The sequence below is a fragment of the Enterobacter sp. AC1 genome, from assembly GCF_050434705.1.
GTDB classification, from domain to species: Bacteria; Pseudomonadota; Gammaproteobacteria; order Enterobacterales; family Enterobacteriaceae; genus Enterobacter; species Enterobacter cloacae_L.
On record NZ_JBNDIZ010000004.1, the window covers coordinates 201973 to 223317 of the forward strand.

Consider the following 21345-nt stretch of genomic DNA (forward strand, 5'->3'; position numbering starts at 1 on the left):
AAGAAATATCTCTGGAGAGAGTTATGTTTGCTAAAACGCGTCTGGCACTGCTGGTGGGATGGGTTACCGGAAGTGTCGCTTTTCCTGCGCTGGCGCAGGATGCCCAAAAAACGGATACCGTGGTGGTGACATCGCAGATGCAGTCTGCAGCCACCAAGCTTGAAACCCCTGATATCGAAACACCGCAGTCGGTCTCTATCGTCACGCGCGAGCAGTTCGAAGAGCAGGGCGCAACCAGCGTGCGTCAGGCGGTGAGCTATACGCCGGGGGTCTACAGTAATCAGATCGGTGCCTCAAACCGCTTCGACTATATCGTGCTGCGCGGCTTCTCCGACGGCAGCCTGGATAACATCTATCTCGATGGCCTGAAGATGATGGGAGACACCAACTCCCACAGCTCGCTGGTGATCGATCCCTGGTTCCTTGAGAGCGTAGAAGTGGTGCGCGGCCCGGCCTCCGTGCTGTACGGGCGCTCATCGCCGGGTGGGATTGTGGCCCTTACGTCCCGTAAACCGTCGTTCGATCCGGGCGGGGAGATCAAGCTGTTCGCCGGGAACAATAACCAGCGCGGGGCGATGTTCGACGTCACCGGTGCGGTTGACGATAACGACCGCGTGGCGGTGCGCCTCAGCGGGATGACCCGCTACGCCGACTCCCAGTTCGATCCGCTGAAGGAAGAGCGTTACGCGCTGATGCCGAGCCTGACCTGGCGCATCACTGACAATACCCGTCTGGAACTGATGGCCTATCTGCACCGCGATCCGGAAGGCGGCAGCCACTCGGGCCTGCCGTATGAAGGGACCGTCGTACCGCACTACGGCAAGAAAATCTCCAACACCTTCTTTGAAGGCGAGGATGATTATGACAAATACGATCGTCGTGAAAACATGGTGGGCTACAACATTGAGCACATGTTTGACAGCGGCTGGTCGGTGCGTCAGAAGCTGCGCTATGCGCATACCAAAGTGGAATTGAACCAGGTTTATGCCGCAGGCTGGCTGAATGAAACCGAGCTTAACCGCGGCTATTCGGGATCCGACGAGAAGATGAATGCCATCACGCTGGATAACCAGATCGACGGCAGCTTTGACACCTGGGCGGTGAACCACCGCGTGCTGATCGGGATGGACTACCAGGATCGCACGAATAACGTGACGGGTTATTACGGCGGATTTCCGCCGATCGACGCCTTCAATCCGGTCTACGGCGCGAAGCCGGATGACATTACGCAGTACAGCCAGGAAAAGCACAAGCTGCGCCAGACGGGGTATTACCTGCAGGATCAGATGTCCCTGGACCGCTGGCGTCTGACGCTAGGCGGGCGTTACGACCGGGTTAGCGTGTCGAATATCGACAGCTTTAACCATACCCGCAGCGATCTGGATAAGCACAACGTCAGCAGTCGCGCGGCGCTGCTGTATCTGTTTGATAACGGCGTGGCACCCTACGTGAGCTACTCAACCGCCTTTACGCCGACCAGCTTTGCAGACGAGCAGGGCAATATCCTGGAGCCGATGAAGGGCAAACAGTGGGAAGCCGGGGTGAAATATGAGCCTGAGGGGATGAACAGCCAGTTCAGCGCCTCGGTGTTCCGCATCAACCAGAAGAACATCGCCACCAAGGAGGAGCCAACCGATCCGTACCGTTCGATCGGCGAAATTGAGTCCGAAGGGGTTGAGCTGGAAGCGATTGGACAGTTGACGGACAGCCTGCGCATGCAGGCCGCGTATACCTATACCGACATTCGCTATAAGAAAAGTAGCCCGGAAGAGCAGGGCAAACGCGCGGTTTATGCCCCGCGTAACATGGCCAGCGCCTGGTTGAGCTACGACGTCAAAACGGGACCGCTTGACGGCCTGACCGTGGGTTCGGGCGTACGCTATGTGAACGGCGTCACCAGCGATCGTCAGAACACCCATACGCTGCCGTCGTATACGCTGATGGATATGGTGGTGGGGTACGACCTGTCTAAGGTTGGGCTGACGGGGGTCAGCGCGCAGCTGAACGTCAATAACCTGACGGACAAGCGCTACGTGGCGGCGTGTAACTCGCTTTCCTACTGCTACTTTGGCGCAGAACGCAGCATCGTGGGCAGCGTTTCATGGAAGTTCTGAGCCGTTAGCCAGCGCCCGGTGCGGTTTTCGCCCTCTCCCTGTGGGAGAGGGTCGGGGTGAGGGCATCGGGCCGCACTACTCCTCCATCGCAATCACAATCGCCTCTCCCAACTTCCTCAACGCCTCGCGATGCTTATCCGTTGGCGGCAGCGCCACGTTGATCCGCAGGCAGTTGCGGTACTTCCCGGAGGCAGAAAACAGCGATCCGGCCGCGGCCTGGATCTTCAGCCGACACAGCTGCTTGCTCACGCACACCATATCCACCTTTTCCGGCAGCTCAACCCACAGCAGGAAGCTTCCCTGCGGGCGCGTGACGCAAATCTCTGCCGGAAAATACTGCCGCACCCAGCAGGTATAGGTTTCCATATTCTGCTGATAAATCTGGCGCATACGGCGCACGTGGCGATGGTAATGGCCATCGCGGATAAACGCCGCCACCGCCATCTGCGTGCCCGGGACGTTAAACCCGCCCGCGGCGTATTTCATGTGCATCACCCGGTCATAATAGCGCCCCGGCACAATCCAGCCGACGCGCAGGCCCGGCGCCACGGTTTTGGTAAACGAGCTGCAGAGGATCACGCGGCCGTCGATATCCATCGAATGAATGGTGCGCGGGCGCGGGTACTCCGCCGCCAGCTCGCCGTAAATATCGTCCTCAACAATCACGATATCGTGGCGTTGGGCGAGGGATAAGACCTGCTTTTTGCGCGCTTCGGGCATGATAAACCCGAGCGGGTTATTGCAGTTGGGCACCAGGATCACCGCTTTGATCGGCCACTGCTCCAGCGCCAGCTCGAGCGCCTCGATGCTGATCCCGGTTTCAGGATCGGTGGGAATTTCAATGGCCTTGATGTCGAAGCCGCGCAGCATCTGCATGGTGCCGTGAAACGATGGCGATTCTACCGCCACGATATCGCCGGGTTTGCACACCGACAGCAGGGCAATCGACAGCGCGCCGTGGCAGCCGTTGGTGATCACAATCTCGTTTGCCGCGACGGTGGAGCCGCCGTCCAGCATCAGGCGGGCGATCTGCTCGCGCAGCTCCAGCCGCCCGTCAAGCACGTCATAGCTCAGCATCTCACCCGGGTTATGTTGCGCAATGCGGCTCATCTCGCGCCACAGCGGCTTCAGGCTGGGCTGGTTAATGTCCGGCGAGCCGCCGCCGAAGGAGATCATCTCTTTGTCGGCGCGGGCGTCCAGCAGCATCATCACCTCATCCCACTGGGTGACGTCCACGGGGCGCTGCACCGGGCGGGTCATCGCCGGGACGGGCGGCTGGGCCTTACGCTGCGAAACAAAATAGCCGGAGCGCGGCTGAGGCGTAATTAGCTGAAGATTTTCGAGGATCTGGTAGGCCTGCTGTATAGTGCTGATACTCACGCCGTGCTCCTGGCTCAGCGTGCGCACCGACGGCAGACGTTCGCCGCTGCGATACAGCCCTTGTTCGATACGTTCCGCCAGAAGGTTGGCCAGATGTTGGTAGCGCGTCATGCTGTATCCTTTGTTTTCACCATACAGATTGTTAAACCAGTACAGATTGATGGGTAAACCGCCATGCAGATACCGTTTTAGCTGATCTGTATGGTAAACAAAAGCAGATTTTGAATCTGTATTGTACAGGCCGTTTTCCGTGATGATAACCCCACTGACACAGCGAGGAGAGCATCATGGAATTCTACGAGAATCGTTCAAAACGTCCGTTTATCGCGTTTGTCTGGGTAGCCAAAACGCTGCGTAACTGGTATCGCATCAACCGTACCCGCCGCATTCTGAGCCAGATGAGCGACGAGCAGCTTAAGGACGTTGGATTGTCCCGCAATGATATTTAAACCCAGGCCGGGTAAGGCGACGCCGCCACCCGGCGATTTTCAGCTCAACAGTGCAAGCGTCTGCCGCTTCGGCCGTTCCAGCAGCTCCACCGCCTCCTGATACGACCGCACGTTGTTATACCCCATCACCAGCCCGTAGCGCTTCCCGGACCCGCGATACCACTCCGACAGCGCATTGACCTGCAGCTGCTGTTCCTGCCAGCAGCGCGCCACGTCCCGGTCGCCGCTTCCTTTGGTGAGAAACGCCACGATATGCATCCCGCCGTCGTTTTGTTCGGTGAAAAACAGATCGCCATACACCTCCTGCAGGGCGGCAATCATCCAGTCGCGGCGGGTCTGATACAGCGCGCGCATCTTCTTCAGGTGACGGAAGAAATGCCCTTCGTTGAGAAACGCGGTGAGGATCTTTTGCGTCAGCACCGGCTGGCCGCTGGTGGTGATGTCCGCGCAGTCGGTAAAGGCCCCGACGGTGCTGGCGGGCATCACCACGTAGCCCATGCGCAGCGACGGCATGATGGTTTTACTGAAGGTCCCCATAAAAATCACCCGGTCGTGCGGGTCGAGGCTTTTCAGCGACGGCAGCACCTTGCGGGTGTAGTGAAAATCCCCGTCGTAATCGTCTTCAATAATCCACGCCGCGTTCTGGCTTGCCCAGTCGAGCAGCTGCTGCTTGCGCGGCAGGGAGAGCGTGACCGCCAGCGGGCTCTGGTGCGACGGGGTGACGATGGCGAAACGGGCGTCGCGATGGTGACGGAGCAGGTATTCCGTGTCGATGCCGCAGCGATCGACTGGCACGGTGTGCAGGCGTGGCACGATCCGCTTGAGCAGCTGCTGGCCCATAAAATAGCCCGGATCTTCAAACACCACCTTGTCGCTGCGGCTGGCAAGCGTGTCGAGGATCAGCCGCAGGCTGCCGCTGTACCCGCTGGTGATCAGCACCTGTTCGGCAGTGCAGGAGAGCCCGCGCGAAATGTTGAGATAGCTGGCGATGGCCTGGCGCAGCGGATACCAGCCCAGCACCGGCGGGTTGAGCATCTCCTCCTGGCGCATGGAACGGGTCGCCTGCCCCGCCAGCAGCAGCCATTTTTTATAGGGGAAGCCGTCGAGGGCAGGGATGCCGGGACGCAGAAACCCAGCTCGTTCCCGTTGGCTGATAAGCGATGCCGGGAGCGTGCCGGTGGGCTGTTCCGCTGCGGCATTTTGCGCGGGCAGCAGAAGAGCCGGGTTCACCCGCGTGCCGCGCGCGCCCTGGCTAACCAGATACCCCTCGCCCGTCAGAATAGCATACGCCGTTTCGACGGTTTTACGCGCCACCTTCAGCTCTTCCGCCAGCACGCGGATGGCAGGCACCTTATCGCCCGGCTTCAGCACGCCGCGCGTGATGTTGTCGCGATAGCGGGAATAAATCTCGTGATAGCCCGGCTTCATGTCCTACCTCGTTTCACGCTTTTTGTGTCTTTTTACTATGTCATGAACGGCGTAGATTTACCTCATCGCATGACACATACAGTGTAAATTAGAGGAAAGACCATGAGCACTCGCGTCAACCACCACAAAGCCACACCTGCCCTCGCTAACGCGCTGTCCGCCCTGAGCATGGAGGTGGCAAAAACCTCCATCGACCCGGCGCTCAAGCACCTGATCGACATTCGCGTGTCGCAGCTCAACGGCTGCACCTTCTGCCTGGATATGCACTCGAAAGAGGCGAAAATCGCCGGCGAGCGCGAGCTGCGCCTGTACCACCTGGCGGCCTGGCGCGAGTCTCCGCTGTTCAGCGCCCGTGAAAAAGCCGCGCTGGCCTTCACCGAAGCGCTGACCCAGATTGGCGTTCACGGCGTGAGCGACGCGCTGTACCGCAGCGTGGCGGAGCACTTCTCGGACGTTGAGATTTCAGAGCTGAACTTCGCCATCGTGGCGATCAACGCCTGGAACCGTCTGGGGATCACCTCTCGCATGGAACCCGGCGCGCTGGATGCGGCTTACGGACTGAATAAGGCTAACCTGGAATAATCCCGCGCTCGCGGATCATCGCCACCAGCGCCCGCAGCCCTGGCGGAACGTGGCGATGGCCGGGGTAATACAGGCGCAGCCCGGCAAAGGGCTGCGCCCAGTCGTTTAAGACGCTCACCAGTTCTCCCTTCTCAAGCTCTTCACGAATATAGAGTTCCGGCAAAAATCCCACGCCTAACCCCGCCTTCACGGCGCGGATCGAGGCGAAAAGATCTGAGGTGGCAAAGCGCGGCGGCACGGCAAGCGCGTACGTTTCACCCCGACGGGCCAGCTCCCAGCGGTAGATCCCGCCGTGGGCCATGCGCATGCCGATCCCCTGATGTGAAAGCAGATCGTCCGGCGTCTGCGGAATGCCGTGACGTGCAAAATAGTCCGGCGTGGCGGTGACCAGCTGGCGGATCTCTCCGGTCAGCGGCACGGCGATCATGTCCTGCGGGACGGACTCTTCCAGGCGGATCCCCGCGTCATAGCCTTCGGCGACGATGTCGATCATCCTCGCTTCACTCACCGTTTCCACGCGCATTTTCGGGTAGCGGATCATGAAGTCGATCAGCAGCTGGTCCAGAAACAGCGCGCCGATATGGTTCGGCACGTTGAGGCGCAGCGTGCCGGCGGGTTCCCCGGTGTCGCTGTGGATCTCCTCCCCGGCGAGACGGATCTCCTGAAGAGCCGGGCCGATACGCGCCACGTAGCGCTGCCCGGCGTCGGTGAGCGCCACGCTGCGGGTGGTGCGGTTGAAAAGGCGCGTCTCAAGGCGGCTCTCCAGCCCGGCGATGGCATTGCTGACCGCCGTGGCGGACATCCCAAGCTCCTGCGCCGCGCCGCGAAAGCTGCCGCGCCGCACGACGGCCATCACGACTTCCAGCTCTGTCAGACCTGAACGATGCATAGATTATCCTGAAAATCGAAACAACCTTTGCAGCATAGCGTGGATTATCGCAACGGAGAAGCCGTGCCAGACTGTGCTCACACAGCCTGAGGAGGGTTATATGCACACCATCGAACAGATCTTTATCAACGGCGAGTTTGTTACCCCGCACGGTAGCGAACGTTTTGACTTGTACAACCCGGCAACGGCAGAGGTTATTGGTCAGGTTCGCCTGGCGGATGAGGTTGATGCCGAACGCGCTATCGCGGCGGCGAAAGCGGCATTTCCGGCGTGGTCCCGGACCACAAAGCAGGAACGCATCGCCGCGCTGAAACGTATGCACGCCGCCGTAGTCGCCCGACATGACGATCTGCTGGAAGCGGTCATTGAAGAGTACGGTGCCCCCGCCTCGCGCTCGGCGTGGATGGCCAGCTACCCGGCGGAGGTGATTGCCCAGGCCATTGAAGCGCTGGAGGCGTTTGAGTTTGTCACCCCCGCAGGTGCCGCCACGGTGCAGATGACGCCGCTCGGCGTGGCCGGGCTGATCACGCCGTGGAACAGCGATGCGGGGTTTATCTGCGGCAAGCTGGCGGCCGCACTCGCCGCGGGCTGCACGGCGGTGATCAAGCCGAGCGAAATGAGCGCTCTGCAAACGCAGATCGTCACCGAAGCGCTGCGCGATGCCGCGTTGCCGCCGGGTGTTTTTAATATCGTCACCGGGCGCGGCGAGACGGTGGGCGAAACAATTAGCCGTCACCCGGACGTCGCGAAGATTTCGTTTACCGGTTCGACGAATACCGGCAAGGCGATCCTGCGCAACGCGGCGGAAAGCTTTAAGCGCGTGACGCTGGAGCTAGGCGGCAAATCGCCGACTGTCCTGCTGGATGATGTGGATCTGACTCAGGCGATCCCGCTGGCGATCCAGGCCGGGTTTATGAACAGCGGGCAGGCGTGCGTGGCCGGAACGCGCATTCTGGTGCCCCGGTCGCGCCAGGCCGAAATTGAGGCCGCGCTGGCGCAGGCCGTGGCGGCGGTGAAATCCGGCGACCCGCGCGATAGCGCGACAGAGGTTGGCCCGATGGTCAGCGAGAAGCAGTGGCAGCGGGTGCAGGGGTATATCCGCAAAGGCATCGAAGAGGGGGCGCGCCTGCTGGCGGGCGGCGAAGGGCGACCGGACGGGACGCGGGACGGCTGGTTCGTGCGTCCGACGCTGTTTGCCGACGTGAACAACCGGATGGCCATTGCCCGCGACGAGATCTTCGGTCCGGTGCTGTGCGTGATCCCTTATCAGGACGACGCGGAGGCAGTCGCCATTGCCAACGATACCGAGTACGGCCTGAGCGCGATGGTGCTGGGTCGTGATGCAGAGCGGGCTCGTCGCGTGGCGCAGCAGATTGCCTCCGGCCGCGTGCTGGTGAACACGCTTGCCCATGAACCGAAAGCGCCGTTCGGCGGGTTTAAGCACTCCGGCGTGGGGCGCGAGATGGGGGAGTGGGGGATTCGGGCGTTTATGGAGCCGAGGTCGGTTCTGGGTTAAACCCTGCCCGGTGGCGCTACGCTTGCCGGGCCTACATGAGCCCGTAGACCGGATAAGCGCAGCGCCATCCGGCACGATACTTCGCTCCTTACCGAAGCATCGTGCTTTTTCCTCCTGCATTCTCTCCTCACCCTCACAACGGAGAGACACCCATGATTGCAGTCCTTTTTGAAGCCAAAGCGGAGCCTCATCATCAGGCGCGCTACCTGCAGCTTGCCGCCGAACTGAAGCCTTTGCTGGCGGACATCGACGGGTTTATTGATATCGAACGGTTTCAGAGCCTGACCACCGACGGCAAAATTCTCTCGCTCTCCTGGTGGCGTGACGAAGAGGCCGTCCGCCGCTGGAAGCAGAACGTTTTCCATCAGGCCGCGCAGGCCGAAGGGCGGGAGTCGATTTTCACGTACTACCGCATTCGCGTGGCGCAGGTGGTGCGGGAATACAGTTCCGAAACCGGGGGGCATAGCGATGTATGACGTTCATGTGATTTTCTGCGATATCCCCGGTGAACTGGCGCGCTTTGGACAGCTGCTGGGCCGTAATGGCGTGGGGCTGGAAGGCGGTGGCGTATTCGGTACGCATGCCCACTTCCTGGTGGAAGAGGGAGAAAAAGCCCGTCGCGTGCTGACCGATGGCGGGTTCGTCGTGCAGGCCGTACGCAAGCCGGTCATCAGAAAACTCAAGCAGGAGCGTCCCGGCGAGCTGGGTGAAATTGCGGCGGCGCTGGCCGCAAAGGGCGTGTCAATCCTGACCCAGTACAGCGACCATGCGAATCACCTTATTCTGCTGACGGATGATGATAAGCTGGCCGCAGAGATCACCAAACCCTGGGCGACGAATGTTAAAGACGAGCTTACCCCCTGATAACAGCGCGGCGCTGGAGCAGGCCGTTGCCGCGGTGGCGGCGGCAATGGCCGATCCGTCGCGCGTGAAAATGCTCTGCGCGCTGATGGACGGGCGGGCGTGGACGGCGACCGAACTGAGCGCGGCGGCAGACGTTGCGCCCTCGACCGCCAGCGGGCATCTCGCCCGGCTGGTGGAGGGGAAGTTGATTTCCTGCCTGTCTCAGGGGCGGCATCGCTACTATCGCCTTGCCGGGCACGACGTGGCGGCGCTGGTCGAGCAGATGATGGGGCTCTCCTGGAGCCGCATTGCGCCGCCGGAAACCTCCGCGCCAAAAGCCCTGCGTGAAGCCCGAACCTGCTACGACCATCTTGCGGGCGCGATGGCGGTGCAGACCTATGAGTTCATGCAGGCGGAAGGCTGGCTTGAGGCAGACGGTTCCGCGTTGACGCTGTATGGCCGCGAGCAGTTCCTGACGCTCGGCATTCCGTTGAGTGCTCATCCCCGCCGCAAGGCCTGCTGCGCCTGCCTGGACTGGAGCGAGAGGCGGTTTCATCTTGGCGGTGAGGCGGGCGCGGCGCTGCTTATGCATCTGGAAAGTAAAGGCTGGATCCAGCGGGTGGCGGGGTACAGGGAGGTGGTGGTGACGGCTTCAGGAAGGGCTGCCGTCAGGAAGCATTTTAGTCGCTAAAGCCTCTGGGTGAGGGATTCTCCACAAGATAAAGCGTGCACGGACGACTCCCTCTCCTCTTAGGGGAGAGGGTTGGGGTGAGGGGAACATACGGCTGAGGTGGTATTTCCGTTCACTTCACGTCCCCTGCTACTCTGTGACGACCACATCGGTGAACGTGCCAGGGTGGCTCAGTCGCCACCACCCTTGCGACCCGGGCTCCCGGCGGTAAATCGCCGCTTCGGTAAAAAAATTACTGGGGATCCCTCAGCCCGCAGGGAGAGGGAGGCATCCTTTCGCAATTCCTGCTCTTTCATCTCGCGTTTCTTGATACTTACCCTGATAACTATTATCGTGGCTGCGTGTTTCGAGAGGTTTCCCCCCATGAGTGAAGAAGAACTGTTCTGCCGCAGGCCGATGGGCATGCGGATGGCGATGATCGTGCGCCAGTGGCGCGCCGTGATTGACGACGCCATTCTCGATACCGGGTTAACCCAGTCGAGCTGGACGGTGATGATGCAGCTGCATCAGCTCGGGGATAATGTCTCGGTGAGTGAGCTGGCGGAGGTGCAGGGCATTGAACTGCCGCCGCTGATGCGCACCCTGACACAGCTGGAAAAACAGGGTTACCTGCTGCGCACCGTATCGCCTTATGACAAGCGCATCCGGCTTCTGACGCTGACGCCTGAGGGAAAAGCTGTACTCAAAAGGCTCACCCAGGTCATTGAGACGCTTCAGACGCGCGTATCGCAGAATATCGCGCCTGAGCATCTCGACGTTTTCAGCGCCACCCTGAATCAAATCGCCTGCAATTTGCGGACAATCCGCGAAGAAGATAACAAGACCGAAAAATAATGACTCCTGAACAAAAGTTTGCCCGCTGGGTAAGGGTGAGTATTGCCTCTTTCCTGCTGATGTTTGTCTACTTTGTCGTCGCCGATATCTGGATCCCGCTGACGCCGGACTCCACCGTGATGCGCGTGGTAACGCCGGTTTCTCCGCGCGTTTCCGGCTATGTGGCTGCCGTGCATGTGCACAACAACAGCCAGGTGAAGCGGGGCGATCTGCTGTTTGAGCTCGATGACACGCCGTTTCGCAATAAAATGGAAGCGGCGCAAATCGCGCTTGAGCAGGCTCGCCTTTCCAACGAACAGCTGGACGCGCAGATCGCCGCCGCGCAGGCCAGCCTGAAAACCGCGGTGCTGACCGCGCGTAACGACAAAGTGACCTTCGATCGCTATCAGAAGCTGAGCACGTTACAGAACGTCTCGCAGGCGGATCTGGATAAGGTCCGCACGGCCTGGCAGAGCAGCGAGCAGTCCGTCAGCTCGATTCAGGCGAACATCCAGAACCTGCGCATTCAGCGCGGCGAGCGGGACGAGCACCGCAACGTGACGCTGCAAAAATACCGTAACGCGCTGGACGAAGCGGAGCTGAACCTCGGCTGGACGAAGGTCTACGCCCAGGCGGACGGCACGGTCAGCAACCTGCAGCTAAGCCCCGGTTTTTATGCCACCTCCGGCTCGGCCGCGCTGGCGCTGGTGAACAACCAGACCGATATCGTGGCCGATTTTCGTGAAAAAAGCCTGCGCCATACCCACCAGGGCACCGATGCCGCGGTGGTGTTTGACGCCTTCCCGGGGCACGTTTTTCGCGCCCACGTGACCAGCAGCGACGCGGGGATCCTCGCCGGTCAGGAGGCCGTTAACGGCCAGCTTTCCGAGCCGGAAACCTCTAACCGCTGGGTACGTGACGCCCAGCGGATGCGCATTCACGTGACGCTGGACGAGCCGCTGCCGAAGCATCTGCCGACCGGCGCCCGCGCGACCGTGCAGCTCTACAATAGCGAAGGGCCGTTTGCGCGCTTCTTCTCCGGGATGCAAATCCACCTGGTGAGCCTGCTTCACTATGTCTATTAGCACCCTGGCGCGGGTGTTTACCCCGCACGGCAACATCGTCTATACGGCAAACGACTTCCGCCAGACCCTGCGCATCGTCTTTGCCGGGATGATTGCGCTCAGCATCTCCAGCTTCTACAACACCAGCTACGGCGTCTTTTTCGTGGTCTACCCGATCATGCTGCTTTCGCTGGTGCCTGTGTTTAACCGCCACGTGGCGAAGCAGTTTATCTTCAGCGCCGCGCTTAACTGCGTCGAAATGATCTTCATCATCGGCTATCTGTCGCAATGGCCGGTCATCATGACGCTGGTGGTGTTTGCCCTGTACGTGATGCGCTTTCGCTTTATGAGCAAGGGGCCGCTGTTTCTGTTCGGTTCAATGGGCGTGGTGTGCCAGAGCGTGATGCTCAATTTTATGAGCTACCCTACCACCAGCTGGCACACGCTGCTTTTTTCCAACATCGAAGCGAGCATCATGGCGGTGTGCCTGAGCGCGCTGATGAACTATCTGCTGCCGGACGTCGAGCCGCGCAGGCCGCCGCCGCTGATTGAGAAAGACGACGCTCGCGTGCGCCACGAGTCGCTGCTCTCCGGCACCGTCGCGACGCTGATATTCGTGGTGTTCCAGATTAGCGACTTAAGCGATTCGCTCTCCGCGCTGATGGCGGGGATTTTGATTCTGTTCCCGATGCACTATCGCGGCGCGGTGATGAGCTCCATCTGGCGCGTGGTCGGCGTGGTGCTGGGCTGCCTCTATATTCTGGTCGTCCAGCTTATCCTCTACGACCACAGCAGCCATATGCTGCTGATGATGCCGCTGATTGGCCTCGGACTGGCGTTTGGCGCGCGCCTGCACGTGATGGAGAAGGTGGGTGCCGGCGTGGGGTTCTCCAGCATTACCACCATCGGCATTATGTTCGGGCAGAACATGCACCCGGACAGCGATCTGGTGTTCAGCGATCTCTATCGCATCACCTCCGTTACCTTTTCGCTGGTGGCGACGCTGACGATGGTCTTTCTGGTGCATTTGATCCTGAACCGCTTCGAGGCGACGCGCTACATCATCGCGCCGCCTAAAGCAGATTAATGCCCCATCACGGCGGGGAGTTGTGAAAGTAAAAACAGGACCAGACCAATCGTCCCGCCCACCAGCGTGCCGTTGACGCGGATAAACTGCAGGTCCTTGCCGATGTTCAGCTCAATCTGCCGGGACATGTCTTTGGCGTCCCAGCTTTTGACCGTGTCGCTGATGTGGCGGGTCAGAAACGCCGCGAAATCCGGCGCGAGGCGTTGCGCGGCCTGTTCCAGATGCTCGTTCAGCGACGCCCGCAGGCTGGCGTCGTTTGTTAGCGTTTCGCCAAACCACAACCCGGCGTTGGCGATGCGCTGCTTCACGCGCGAGTCTTCACTCTGCATATCCGCCTTCAGCCACTGGCGCAGGTCGGCCCACATCTCTCCCAGATAGCGGTTAAACGCCTCGTCGTTTTTCAGGTAGTGCTTGATGTTGTCGGCTTTTGCCGCCATTTCCGGATCGTTTTTCAGGTTGTCGATAAGCTTCAGGGTGGCGCGGTCGAACGCCTGGCGGATCTGGTGCGTGCGGTCGTGGCTGATGTCGTCCAGCAGCGTGTTCACCGCGTTCGACACCATCTCCGCGCTCTGATCGCCCAGCCACTCGGTGGGCAGCACCATCGCTTTGCGCGGGTGCTCGGTCTTCAGCCAGTGGACAATCTGGTCGGCAATAAAGTCCCGCGTGCTTTCTCGCTGAATCAGGGTGATCAGGCGGTTGATGATGGCGTCCAGCAGCACCTGGTGGCGGTTGTTTTTGGTCATGCTCTCCAGCATCACGGCGCTGGTTTCGGTGAAGTCGACCTTGTCGATGGCCTTATGCACCGCGCGTTTGAGCAGACGCTGGATGCGCCCGTCGTCGGTCAGTTCGAGAAAACCGCTCATCACCTGCATCAGATGCAGCCCGACGCGCTGGGCGTTTTCAGGCTTGCTGAACCAGGCACCGATCATCTGTGCAGGTTCATAGCGGCGGATCAACTCCACCAGCGACTGGGTATCCAGAAACTTCTCCTGCACGAACTGGCCGAGATTGTCGCCGATCCGGTCCTTATTGCGCGGAATAATCGCCGTATGGCGCGAGATAAACGGAATGGGCACCCGGCGGAACAGCGCGACCACGGCAAACCAGTCAGCCAGCGCGCCGACCATCGCCGCCTCGGCAATGGCCTTCACGCCGCGCACCCAAAAGGTCTGCGGCAGGAACAGGGTGGTGATAAACGCCGCGGCGGCAACCAGCAGCAGCGACAGCGCCAGCAGCTTGGCGCGTTTGAGTTCAGCTATTTTTTCCATGGGTTAAGGATAGAGGTAAGTTAACCAAAAGTGCAAAGCTTGTGTTAAGGGAGGAAGATGTATTCTCTGGGTGAACAGACTGCTTTTATATTAAAAATATATGCATTGAGATTATACATTATTAATTTTTCTATATTTTTTGTGCTTATTTATTCTCGAGCATGAGATTTTGTGACCGTTGAGGTAATTTTAACTATCCCGATAGTCATAAGATAAAGGACTATTCGTGAAGGAGGTATTATTAATGACATGGGAATATAAAGTATCGACAGGGATATTAAGTCACAATGGCGAATTTGTTGCTAACTGCTATAGCGGTGCTGGCGAATCGAAAGATAAACCTGAATGCGAAAGACAACGAAACAGAGGGCCCATACCAAGAGGCGTTTATTTTATCGCCGGGTGGAATAATCACAAAAGTGCAGAGGCAATTATCCTTGAACCTATAGCGGGGACCAATACTTTTGGTCGAGATCATTTTCAAATTCATGGCGATAAGAAAGGTCAACCACCGGGGTCAGCATCTGCAGGTTGCATCATTATGAACGGCCAGGACAAACGATATATGATTTATGATTCGGGTGACACAATACTGGTGGTGAGGTGATGAAATATCTCATTGTATTTTTTTTCTTGTTTTTCCCCATGTATTTATTTGCTAAAGGCCATCGACCTGAACACATTTTGCAGATGATAAACGACAAAGGTGCCAGGTCTGTTGTAACGGAACTGGATTCAAATAATAGCGGTGAGTCGGAATGGTGGAATCTTGTGATCCCGGAGATAAGTAAAGGTACCCATGCATGGTTAGCAGTAGCGAGTGCACTTGAACCTGGTGTGGATGCCAGTACGGCTGAAGATCTAAAGGCGGCGCTTTCTGAAGCCATCCCACATAACCCTGAAGGTGTCTTAGCAATCTTAAAAGACGATAAACCGTTGCTCACTATTGAACAAATCTGCGCTTTTGCCAATTACTCAGAGACAGAAGCCGAGAATAATAAGCTTTATGTCGATTCCATCAGGGAGATGTTTAAGGTTAAGAGCCCGAAGGGTAAAAGATGCCTCGCTGTTATGATCGCAACCGTTGAACACTCTGTTCCATTCGATAAGGATATTTAAATGGCCATTCCGGGATATATGACATTAACTGACGATGCGGGTAATATTATAAAAGGCAGCGTGAGAGTTAAAGATCGTGAAAACCAGATTGAGGTTTTAGGGCTCTATCATAACGTAAGCTATAATTCTGACCTTCATAATGGCAGAGTGTTGAGCAAACGCCAGCATCGCCCTTTTCTCATTGAAAAGGAAATTGATGCCTCCAGCGTTTATCTCTATAAAGCGCTTAGCACGGGCGGTACGTTCAGAAAAGCGACTATCGACCTTTACAGAATCAATGATGCCGGTCAGGAAGAAATCTATTTCACGATAACGCTGGAAGCGGTGAAGGTCGTCACGTTGTTTTCATTGATGCATGACGTGAAAGAGATTTATCATGAAAAACAGGGGCATCTTGAGCTTGTTCTGCTTCGTTATGAAAAGATTACCTGGCACTACCGTGACGGTAACGTTATTCATTCGGATGACTGGGATTATCGGTTAGGGCTTGATTAACTGTCTCCGGGAAACAGACTGTTTCCCGGAGACAGAGTGCGATGACATTAAATTTCGCCTTTTAATCCCTCTTCTAGTTCATCAAAAAGCTGCAGATCCACGTCCAGCAGCTCGACCGCATTGCTGCGACGAATGCCGACATTATTCTCAATTAGCAGTTCTAGGAGTCGGTCACCATCTATCAAGGTAATAGGAGCAGCACCGGGATGCAGAGCCGCTTTTTCACAGTTTCCGGCAAAACGACCCGTGGTGATGAGTGTGCCCCGGATCGCGCTGTGATAAGGCAACGCACCACGTAACTGGTCGATAACAGGACGGGTAATATTGCTCTGCATACGCTTAACCTGTACCACTTCCGTGATGGTGGTAATGCCCACCTGTACTCTGCCGACGACGTCGACGCCTTTATCGCCCGACGCTTTGGTCACTTCCACCTGTTCATAACCCATTGCCTCCAGAAGTTGACCAATCAAATGCTCAAACTTGTAGGGATTCATGACGCTGATTTGTTCGCGAAGCTGCTCTTTTTGCTGCTGGTTGTAGCGCTTCACCGCGTCCAGAAGTTCTTTTCGTGGATCGGCTTTGCGGGCTGGTAAGGCATTCGCCAGCCATGCCCGGCCTTTATCGGTGATGTAGTAGCTCATCCCTTCCCGGGCGACCATATCGCGATCGATCAGGTTATAGAGGCGCGAGTAGAGGGTGCTTTTAATTGAACTGGTAGAAGCGAACTTTGAATGCTGGTGTAAAAAAGCCTGCCATTCAGGGAGTAAGTCAGCACGGCGGGACATTTCACGTCCCGCCAGCAGTTCAAGAAGTTGCAGTAACCCTTCTTTGTCGTCCAGCGCGCGGAGCGTGGCGTCATCATTATTCAGAAATTATTGCCCGCGCCCGGTGGGGACCCAGATATCTTTCGGCGTCGTTTCCATCAGTTCGAAAACAGAAGAGTTAAGAAACAAATAGCTACCGTAACTATGACGGGGATTGAGGATGTGGTTATCCTGGTTCCAGATTTTCAGCGCGATCTCAGCGTCTTCACCTTTGAGGCGTTCGTTGATCCACATATCAGGTTCGGACCAGTCAACCGGATTTTGCGGCGTGCCGGTTTGTTCCTGAATCGCATTGATCATGTTACGTACAGAATGCACTGAATAGCCGGAGACGGCTTTCATCATTGCCTGAACCTGCGCATAGGTTGGAAAAAGTGGCGTGATGACTTTGTAATTTTTCACGTTGTTCCCTTAACGATTGCTGTGGCTTTAGCTTGCCACGTCAGGGAGTAAATACTACTAGCTAAGTCACTTATTTTGTAAGGCAATGAAGGTGTTGCTTTTTATATGGCAAAGCTCTATTTCATAGCACCCGCCACAATACCCACCCACCAAACCCCATCAGCACCACCCCCGCCGTGCGCTCAATCCACCACAGCGAACGGCTGAGCTTCTGCTGGACCGCGGGCAGCCCCATCAGCGATACCAGCGCCAGATCCCACGCCAGCACCACCAGCACCATCCATAGACCGCAGGTCGACTGCTGAAGCAGCGTGACGTCCGGCCCCAGCAGCGCCGTCATCAGCGCCAGATAGAACAGCGCATTCTTCGGATTAAGCAGCGCCGAGCCGAGCCCCAGCAGGATCTGCTTACGCAGCGAGGGAAAGCGCTGATGGGTTTCATTCAGCGCCAGCACATGTGGTCGGCTGCGCACCAGATGCGAACCTATCCACAGCAGGTACAGCGCGCCGCAAAGTTCGATAAGCGTAAACAGCCACGCAAACTGGCGCAGCGCGCTCCAGCCGATAATCACCAGCAGGATGTACACCCCGTTACCCGCGGCGATGCCGAGGCACAGTCCGGCGCTGCCGCGCAGTCGGTAGCGCGCGGCGTAGCCCACCAGCAGGAAGAAATCCGGGCCCGGGCTTAGCAGGGCAACAAAATGCGCCAGTGCCAGGGCGAGAAAAGCGGAAGGGAATAACAGTTCCATAGCAACCTCAGTGTGAAAATCTGAGGTCAGGCTACGGTGACGCAAACGCTATTTATTGTCGGATATTGATCGGCCCGTGGCGTACTGGCGCGGCGTGGCGGCGGTATAGCTGACGAAGGTCTTATGAAAATGGCTCTGGTCGGCAAACCCGCTCTGGTAGCCAACGTCGGCAATATTATCCCCGGCGCGCAGCCGCGCTTTGGCGTACTCCACGCGGGAGATGTTGAGGAAGCTGCCCGGCGTCAGGCCGGTATCCTGCCTGAAGGTGCGGATCAGCGTCTCCTTGCGCAGCGAGAATTGCCGGGCGAGTTCGTCGAGGGAAGGCGGAGCGGCCAGGTCGGCAAGAAACGCCTCCTGAACCTGCTGGCTGGTTGAGCGAAGCGCCTCTGCGTTATCCGCCCCGCGGGGGAGAGCTGAAAGCAGCCCGTCCACGGACGCAGGGGAGAGGGTTTCAACCACCTCCAGGTAATGCGCGAAGAGGGCAGGATCGCGAATCACCTGAAGCGCCAGAGGAAGATCGGCATCGATATAGAGCATATGGTAGCTGCGCGGCTTTCCGGTGACGGGGTTGCAGCTGTGCGGCGCACAGGCCGGGATCACGATGAGGTCCCCGGGGTTAAGGATGTACTCTCTGTCGTGACACACGCAGCGGGTCTGGCCTTCCACAATCGCACCAATGGAGAGCTGGGGATGGCAGTGACGTTTGTACGCCTGCGTGCTCTGCCACGTGCTGCGCAGCTCAAGGCCTGAGGCGCGGTGAAAAGTCTGGCGGACGTGTCGGGTATCGGTCATAGGCGCTCCTTCTGAAGCTTTTTTATACCACGGCCGTGAACCGTCGGGCAGCGCTTCATTAAGAACCTTCCGGATATACCCAACTTTACGTCCAGAGCCAGTCATGTTGACTACCCTTAATACCCTAAGCGGTAAAACAAGGAGATTCGACATGGCTTATCAGACAGTAAATCCTGCCACCAACCAGCTCATCAAAGAATACCCCTCACATACCGACGCGGATATCGAAGCGGCGCTGAAGGCGGCCGATGCGCTCTACCATTCCGAATGGGCGAAAGGCGACATCAGCCAGCGCCTGCCGGTGCTGCATAAGCTTGCCGACCTGATCGACGAGCGCACCGAAGAGCTGGCTAAAATCGCCAGCCAGGAGATGGGGAAGCTCATCGAACAGAGCCGCGGCGAGGTGAAGCTGTGCGCGCAAATCGCCCGCTACTATGCGGATAACGCGAAGCAGTTTCTGGCCCCGGTGAAGTACCCATCTGAACTTGGGGAAGCGTGGGTGGAGCATCACCCCATCGGCGTGCTGATGGCCGTTGAGCCGTGGAACTTCCCGTATTACCAGCTGATGCGCGTTCTGGCGCCGAACCTGGCGGCGGGTAACCCCGTGCTGGCGAAGCATGCCAGCATCGTACCGCACTGCGCCGAGGCTTTTGCCCATCTGGTGCGCGAGGCAGGGGCGCCGGAAGGGGCGTGGACTAACCTGTTTATCTCGTCCGATCAGGTGGCGAACATCATCGCCGACGATCGCGTACAGGGTGCCGCGCTGACCGGTTCCGAAAAAGCCGGCAGCGTCGTGGCCGCGCAGGCGGCGAAGCACATTAAGAAATCGACCCTTGAGCTGGGCGGTAACGACGTCTTCGTGGTGCTCGATGACGCGGACCTGGACAAAGCCGTGAAGACCGGCGTGAATGCGCGGCTCAACAACGCGGGGCAGGTCTGTACCGCCGCGAAGCGCTTTATCCTGCATGAAAAGATTGCAGATGCCTTCCTGAGCCAATTCACCGAGGCCTTTAAGCAGGTGAAGATTGGCGATCCGCTGGATGAAAGCACCACGCTGGGGCCGCTGTCCTCTAAAGATGCGCTGGAAACGCTGACCAAACAGGTTAACGAGGCGGTGAAAAACGGCGCGACGCTGCACTATGGCGGCAAGCCGGTTCAGCGCGACGGGAGCTTCTTCGAGCCGACGATCCTGACGAATATCTCGCGCGATAACCCCGCGTATTTCGAAGAGTTCTTCGGCCCGGTAGCGCAGATCTACGTGGTGAAAAACGACGACGAGGCGGTTGCCCTGGCGAACGATTCCCACTACGGTCTGGGCGGCGCGGTGTTCAGCCAGGATATCGAACGCGCGAAGAAAATGGCGTCGCGGATTGAGACCGGGATGGTGTACATCAACTGGCTCACCGATACCGCGCCAGAGCTGCCGTTCGGCGGCGTGAAGCGCTCCGGCTACGGACGCGAGCTGTCGGACCTGGGGATCAAAGAGTTTGTGAACCAGAAGCTGGTGGTGGTGCGTAAGTAAGAGGTAAAAAAACCTGCCAGTCGGCAGGTTTTTTTAAGGGGTTATTGCACTTCGATCTTGTCCCAGCCGCTTTTGAACATGCAGCTGTCGACTAACGTACCGCGGCGATATTCATTCGCGTCTTCAACCGTGTAGCTCGTGGAAGTGTCCTTTTTCTTTTTCGATTTGTCCGTTTTTTCCGAGCTCGAACCGGTCACGACGTTATCCGGGGGCAGATCGATCAGTGCCTGCGCTTCGCATTCCGTGAGCTTTTTATTCATTTCGGCGTCGCTGACGCCCGGTTTCACCCATTTGTACTGGACGCAGCCGGTGAGCATCAGCGTGAGGCTCAGAACGCAAAGCGCGGTAATGCGGTGTTTCATCAGAAGGTGACTCCACCGCCTACATATGCGCCGTCAATCAGCGTGTGGCCAGGACGGCCGTCTTTGCCATCAACGCTCACGTGGCGGTAACCCACTTTCAGGGTCACTGGCGTAATAGGCGTCCAGCTTACGCCGCCGTTGGCTTCGACGTAGTTTTTCACGCTGTTGTTCAGGCCTTCTGGTGCAGCATAGCCTTCACCATACACGTGGATGCTGTCGGTCAGCGCAACGTTTACGCCGCCACCAATCGGGAAGGCCACGCCGTTATCGCCTTTTTTCGGGCCGAGGTAGATTGCCTTCGCACCCGCATTCAGCATCACCGGACCCACTTCCAGGTTGTAGCCTGCGCCAACGCCGCCGGTCTGGGTACCGTCATCGGTGTTTTTGAGCCAGTTACTTTCGAGATAAACACCGGATGAGGATTTACCCATTTCCAGATTGAGGTTAGTAAAGTTTTTACCCTGCTCAATGGTGCCGCCCATCGCCAGTGCGGAACCTGATACTGCAGCCAGGGCAGAAAGAAGAAGGATATTCAGTTTTTTCATGTTTTTTGCCTCGTCATTAAATTCATCTGTGCGCACCTTAACAAGTGATGTTTACGACTGCAAATGTGACAGGTATCGAGCTTTTATGCTGAGGTTGTTAATTGTTTTATTTTTAAATGTTGCGGTGGTGTTTTGTTGCAAAGGCGTCAACCGGGAATTTTTTCGTCGTTTAGAAGCGGTTTAGTTTTTTGACTAAACATAAACTGAACGAGGCGGGAATAGTGATTTGGCTTGAATTAATTGGGTTTCTAATAATTTCCAAAAGTGTTTCTGGTGACACACAAAACAACAAATCATTACATTTTGGGCGATAAATATACGTTCACTCACCCATGCGATTGCCCATTTCATGTCATTTTTCTGACACGTTTATTCTTTACGTTGTTGGCTTCACTAACTGGATGCTAAC

22 protein-coding genes and 1 pseudogene are annotated in these 21345 nt (G+C 57.6%); 14 read left to right on the plus strand and 9 right to left on the minus strand.

Annotated features, from left to right (window positions below; all coding sequences use genetic code 11):
- Window positions 1-5: 5 nt before the first annotated feature.
- Window positions 6-2114, plus strand: a complete 2109-nt coding sequence (gene foxA / locus M2433_RS14130) for a ferrioxamine B receptor FoxA (RefSeq protein ID WP_429055079.1) — start codon at window positions 6-8, stop codon at window positions 2112-2114.
- Window positions 2115-2189: 75 nt separating this feature from the next.
- Here the strand turns inward: foxA and M2433_RS14135 are convergent, their stop codons facing one another.
- A complete protein-coding gene (locus tag M2433_RS14135) occupies window positions 2190-3605 on the minus strand; it encodes a PLP-dependent aminotransferase family protein (protein WP_429054904.1) in 1416 nt (471 codons plus the stop codon).
- 176 nt (window positions 3606-3781) lie between these two features.
- On the opposite strand from M2433_RS14135, the gene M2433_RS14140 reads away from it, so the two are divergent.
- Window positions 3782-3943: a DUF1127 domain-containing protein gene (locus tag M2433_RS14140; protein WP_048339492.1), complete on the plus strand. Its 162-nt coding sequence runs from the start codon at window positions 3782-3784 to the stop codon at window positions 3941-3943.
- 39 nt (window positions 3944-3982) lie between these two features.
- On the opposite strand, the gene M2433_RS14145 is transcribed toward M2433_RS14140, so the two are convergent.
- Window positions 3983-5371 carry a PLP-dependent aminotransferase family protein gene (locus M2433_RS14145; protein ID WP_429054906.1) on the minus strand — a complete coding sequence of 463 codons (1389 nt, stop codon included), beginning with the start codon at window positions 5369-5371 and terminating at the stop codon, window positions 3983-3985.
- Between the two features lie 102 nt (window positions 5372-5473).
- On the opposite strand from M2433_RS14145, the gene M2433_RS14150 reads away from it, so the two are divergent.
- The gene (locus M2433_RS14150; RefSeq protein WP_022646934.1) at window positions 5474-5953 is read left to right on the plus strand and encodes a carboxymuconolactone decarboxylase family protein; all 480 of its coding nucleotides are present in this window, start codon (window positions 5474-5476) and stop codon (window positions 5951-5953) included.
- On the opposite strand, the gene M2433_RS14155 is transcribed toward M2433_RS14150, so the two are convergent.
- Entirely contained in the window at window positions 5940-6842 is a 903-nt protein-coding gene (locus M2433_RS14155) for a LysR family transcriptional regulator (RefSeq protein WP_429054908.1), read from the minus strand. The genes M2433_RS14150 and M2433_RS14155 overlap by 14 nt on opposite strands.
- A 100-nt stretch (window positions 6843-6942) precedes the next feature.
- On the opposite strand from M2433_RS14155, the gene M2433_RS14160 reads away from it, so the two are divergent.
- The 7 genes from M2433_RS14160 (at window position 6943) to M2433_RS14190 (ending at window position 12856) form a co-directional block, all read left to right on the plus strand.
- Entirely contained in the window at window positions 6943-8358 is a 1416-nt protein-coding gene (locus M2433_RS14160) for an aldehyde dehydrogenase family protein (RefSeq protein ID WP_429054909.1), read from the plus strand.
- Between the two features lie 152 nt (window positions 8359-8510).
- Window positions 8511-8834: an antibiotic biosynthesis monooxygenase family protein gene (locus M2433_RS14165; protein WP_429054911.1), complete on the plus strand. Its 324-nt coding sequence runs from the start codon at window positions 8511-8513 to the stop codon at window positions 8832-8834.
- A complete protein-coding gene (locus M2433_RS14170; RefSeq protein WP_429054912.1) occupies window positions 8827-9222 on the plus strand; it encodes an amino acid-binding protein in 396 nt (131 codons plus the stop codon). Before M2433_RS14165 ends, M2433_RS14170 begins: the two co-directional genes overlap by 8 nt.
- Window positions 9197-9892: an ArsR/SmtB family transcription factor gene (locus tag M2433_RS14175; protein ID WP_429054914.1), complete on the plus strand. Its 696-nt coding sequence runs from the start codon at window positions 9197-9199 to the stop codon at window positions 9890-9892. Before M2433_RS14170 ends, M2433_RS14175 begins: the two co-directional genes overlap by 26 nt.
- Window positions 9893-10255: 363 nt before the next feature.
- Window positions 10256-10726, plus strand: a complete 471-nt coding sequence (locus M2433_RS14180; RefSeq protein ID WP_059312675.1) for a MarR family winged helix-turn-helix transcriptional regulator — start codon at window positions 10256-10258, stop codon at window positions 10724-10726.
- Window positions 10723-11790, plus strand: a complete 1068-nt coding sequence (locus tag M2433_RS14185; protein ID WP_429055081.1) for an HlyD family secretion protein — start codon at window positions 10723-10725, stop codon at window positions 11788-11790. Before M2433_RS14180 ends, M2433_RS14185 begins: the two co-directional genes overlap by 4 nt.
- Window positions 11780-12856 carry a DUF2955 domain-containing protein gene (locus M2433_RS14190; protein ID WP_429054916.1) on the plus strand — a complete coding sequence of 359 codons (1077 nt, stop codon included), beginning with the start codon at window positions 11780-11782 and terminating at the stop codon, window positions 12854-12856. The genes M2433_RS14185 and M2433_RS14190 overlap by 11 nt, the downstream gene beginning before the upstream one ends.
- Here the strand turns inward: M2433_RS14190 and M2433_RS14195 are convergent.
- Window positions 12853-14124, minus strand: coding sequence for a DUF445 domain-containing protein (locus M2433_RS14195; protein ID WP_429054918.1), 1272 nt, complete (start codon window positions 14122-14124; stop codon window positions 12853-12855). The genes M2433_RS14190 and M2433_RS14195 overlap by 4 nt on opposite strands.
- Before the next feature lie 226 nt (window positions 14125-14350).
- Here M2433_RS14195 and M2433_RS14200 point away from each other — a divergent pair, with 226 nt between their 5' ends.
- Genes M2433_RS14200 through tssD form a run of 3 tightly spaced genes read left to right on the plus strand, consistent with a single transcriptional unit; the run spans window position 14351 to window position 15738 of the window.
- Window positions 14351-14731: a tlde1 domain-containing protein gene (locus M2433_RS14200; protein WP_429054920.1), complete on the plus strand. Its 381-nt coding sequence runs from the start codon at window positions 14351-14353 to the stop codon at window positions 14729-14731.
- Window positions 14731-15243, plus strand: coding sequence for a hypothetical protein (locus M2433_RS14205; RefSeq protein ID WP_429054921.1), 513 nt, complete (start codon window positions 14731-14733; stop codon window positions 15241-15243). The genes M2433_RS14200 and M2433_RS14205 overlap by 1 nt, the downstream gene beginning before the upstream one ends.
- On the plus strand, window positions 15244-15738 hold the full coding sequence (gene tssD, locus M2433_RS14210; protein ID WP_429054923.1) for a type VI secretion system tube protein TssD: 495 nt from the start codon (window positions 15244-15246) through the stop codon (window positions 15736-15738).
- Window positions 15739-15785: 47 nt separating this feature from the next.
- Here the strand turns inward: tssD and M2433_RS14215 are convergent.
- From M2433_RS14215 to M2433_RS14225, 3 genes and pseudogenes are all read right to left on the minus strand, one after another.
- A pseudogene (locus M2433_RS14215) lies at window positions 15786-16967 on the minus strand (restriction endonuclease).
- A 121-nt stretch (window positions 16968-17088) separates the two neighbouring features.
- Window positions 17089-17715, minus strand: a complete 627-nt coding sequence (locus M2433_RS14220) for a LysE family translocator (RefSeq protein ID WP_429054924.1) — start codon at window positions 17713-17715, stop codon at window positions 17089-17091.
- Window positions 17716-17763: 48 nt separating this feature from the next.
- The gene (locus tag M2433_RS14225) at window positions 17764-18507 is read right to left on the minus strand and encodes an AraC family transcriptional regulator (protein WP_429054925.1); all 744 of its coding nucleotides are present in this window, start codon (window positions 18505-18507) and stop codon (window positions 17764-17766) included.
- A gap of 151 nt (window positions 18508-18658) precedes the next feature.
- Here M2433_RS14225 and M2433_RS14230 point away from each other — a divergent pair, with 151 nt between their 5' ends.
- Window positions 18659-20029, plus strand: coding sequence for an NAD-dependent succinate-semialdehyde dehydrogenase (locus M2433_RS14230; RefSeq protein WP_429054927.1), 1371 nt, complete (start codon window positions 18659-18661; stop codon window positions 20027-20029).
- A gap of 41 nt (window positions 20030-20070) precedes the next feature.
- On the opposite strand, the gene M2433_RS14235 is transcribed toward M2433_RS14230, so the two are convergent.
- Entirely contained in the window at window positions 20071-20391 is a 321-nt protein-coding gene (locus tag M2433_RS14235) for a hypothetical protein (RefSeq protein WP_047346237.1), read from the minus strand.
- A complete protein-coding gene (locus tag M2433_RS14240; protein ID WP_094917849.1) occupies window positions 20391-20936 on the minus strand; it encodes a YfaZ family outer membrane protein in 546 nt (181 codons plus the stop codon). The genes M2433_RS14235 and M2433_RS14240 overlap by 1 nt, the downstream gene beginning before the upstream one ends.
- Window positions 20937-21345: the final 409 nt, after the last annotated feature.

What these genes read in the sequence shown, in the direction of transcription:
- M2433_RS14220 (WP_429054924.1), bottom strand. Translation starts at nt 17,715, where the DNA reads ATGGAACTGTTATTCCCTTCCGCTTTTCTCGCCCTGGCACTGGCGCAT.
- M2433_RS14135 (WP_429054904.1), bottom strand. Translation starts at nt 3,605, where the DNA reads ATGACGCGCTACCAACATCTGGCCAACCTTCTGGCGGAACGTATCGAA.
- M2433_RS14190 (WP_429054916.1), top strand. Translation starts at nt 11,780, where the DNA reads ATGTCTATTAGCACCCTGGCGCGGGTGTTTACCCCGCACGGCAACATC.
- M2433_RS14155 (WP_429054908.1), bottom strand. Translation starts at nt 6,842, where the DNA reads ATGCATCGTTCAGGTCTGACAGAGCTGGAAGTCGTGATGGCCGTCGTG.
- M2433_RS14195 (WP_429054918.1), bottom strand. Translation starts at nt 14,124, where the DNA reads ATGGAAAAAATAGCTGAACTCAAACGCGCCAAGCTGCTGGCGCTGTCG.
- M2433_RS14235 (WP_047346237.1), bottom strand. Translation starts at nt 20,391, where the DNA reads ATGAAACACCGCATTACCGCGCTTTGCGTTCTGAGCCTCACGCTGATG.
- M2433_RS14165 (WP_429054911.1), top strand. Translation starts at nt 8,511, where the DNA reads ATGATTGCAGTCCTTTTTGAAGCCAAAGCGGAGCCTCATCATCAGGCG.
- M2433_RS14230 (WP_429054927.1), top strand. Translation starts at nt 18,659, where the DNA reads ATGGCTTATCAGACAGTAAATCCTGCCACCAACCAGCTCATCAAAGAA.
- M2433_RS14225 (WP_429054925.1), bottom strand. Translation starts at nt 18,507, where the DNA reads ATGACCGATACCCGACACGTCCGCCAGACTTTTCACCGCGCCTCAGGC.
- M2433_RS14175 (WP_429054914.1), top strand. Translation starts at nt 9,197, where the DNA reads ATGTTAAAGACGAGCTTACCCCCTGATAACAGCGCGGCGCTGGAGCAG.
- tssD (WP_429054923.1), top strand. Translation starts at nt 15,244, where the DNA reads ATGGCCATTCCGGGATATATGACATTAACTGACGATGCGGGTAATATT.
- M2433_RS14180 (WP_059312675.1), top strand. Translation starts at nt 10,256, where the DNA reads ATGAGTGAAGAAGAACTGTTCTGCCGCAGGCCGATGGGCATGCGGATG.
- M2433_RS14240 (WP_094917849.1), bottom strand. Translation starts at nt 20,936, where the DNA reads ATGAAAAAACTGAATATCCTTCTTCTTTCTGCCCTGGCTGCAGTATCA.
- M2433_RS14140 (WP_048339492.1), top strand. Translation starts at nt 3,782, where the DNA reads ATGGAATTCTACGAGAATCGTTCAAAACGTCCGTTTATCGCGTTTGTC.
- M2433_RS14170 (WP_429054912.1), top strand. Translation starts at nt 8,827, where the DNA reads ATGTATGACGTTCATGTGATTTTCTGCGATATCCCCGGTGAACTGGCG.
- M2433_RS14150 (WP_022646934.1), top strand. Translation starts at nt 5,474, where the DNA reads ATGAGCACTCGCGTCAACCACCACAAAGCCACACCTGCCCTCGCTAAC.
- M2433_RS14145 (WP_429054906.1), bottom strand. Translation starts at nt 5,371, where the DNA reads ATGAAGCCGGGCTATCACGAGATTTATTCCCGCTATCGCGACAACATC.
- M2433_RS14205 (WP_429054921.1), top strand. Translation starts at nt 14,731, where the DNA reads ATGAAATATCTCATTGTATTTTTTTTCTTGTTTTTCCCCATGTATTTA.
- M2433_RS14160 (WP_429054909.1), top strand. Translation starts at nt 6,943, where the DNA reads ATGCACACCATCGAACAGATCTTTATCAACGGCGAGTTTGTTACCCCG.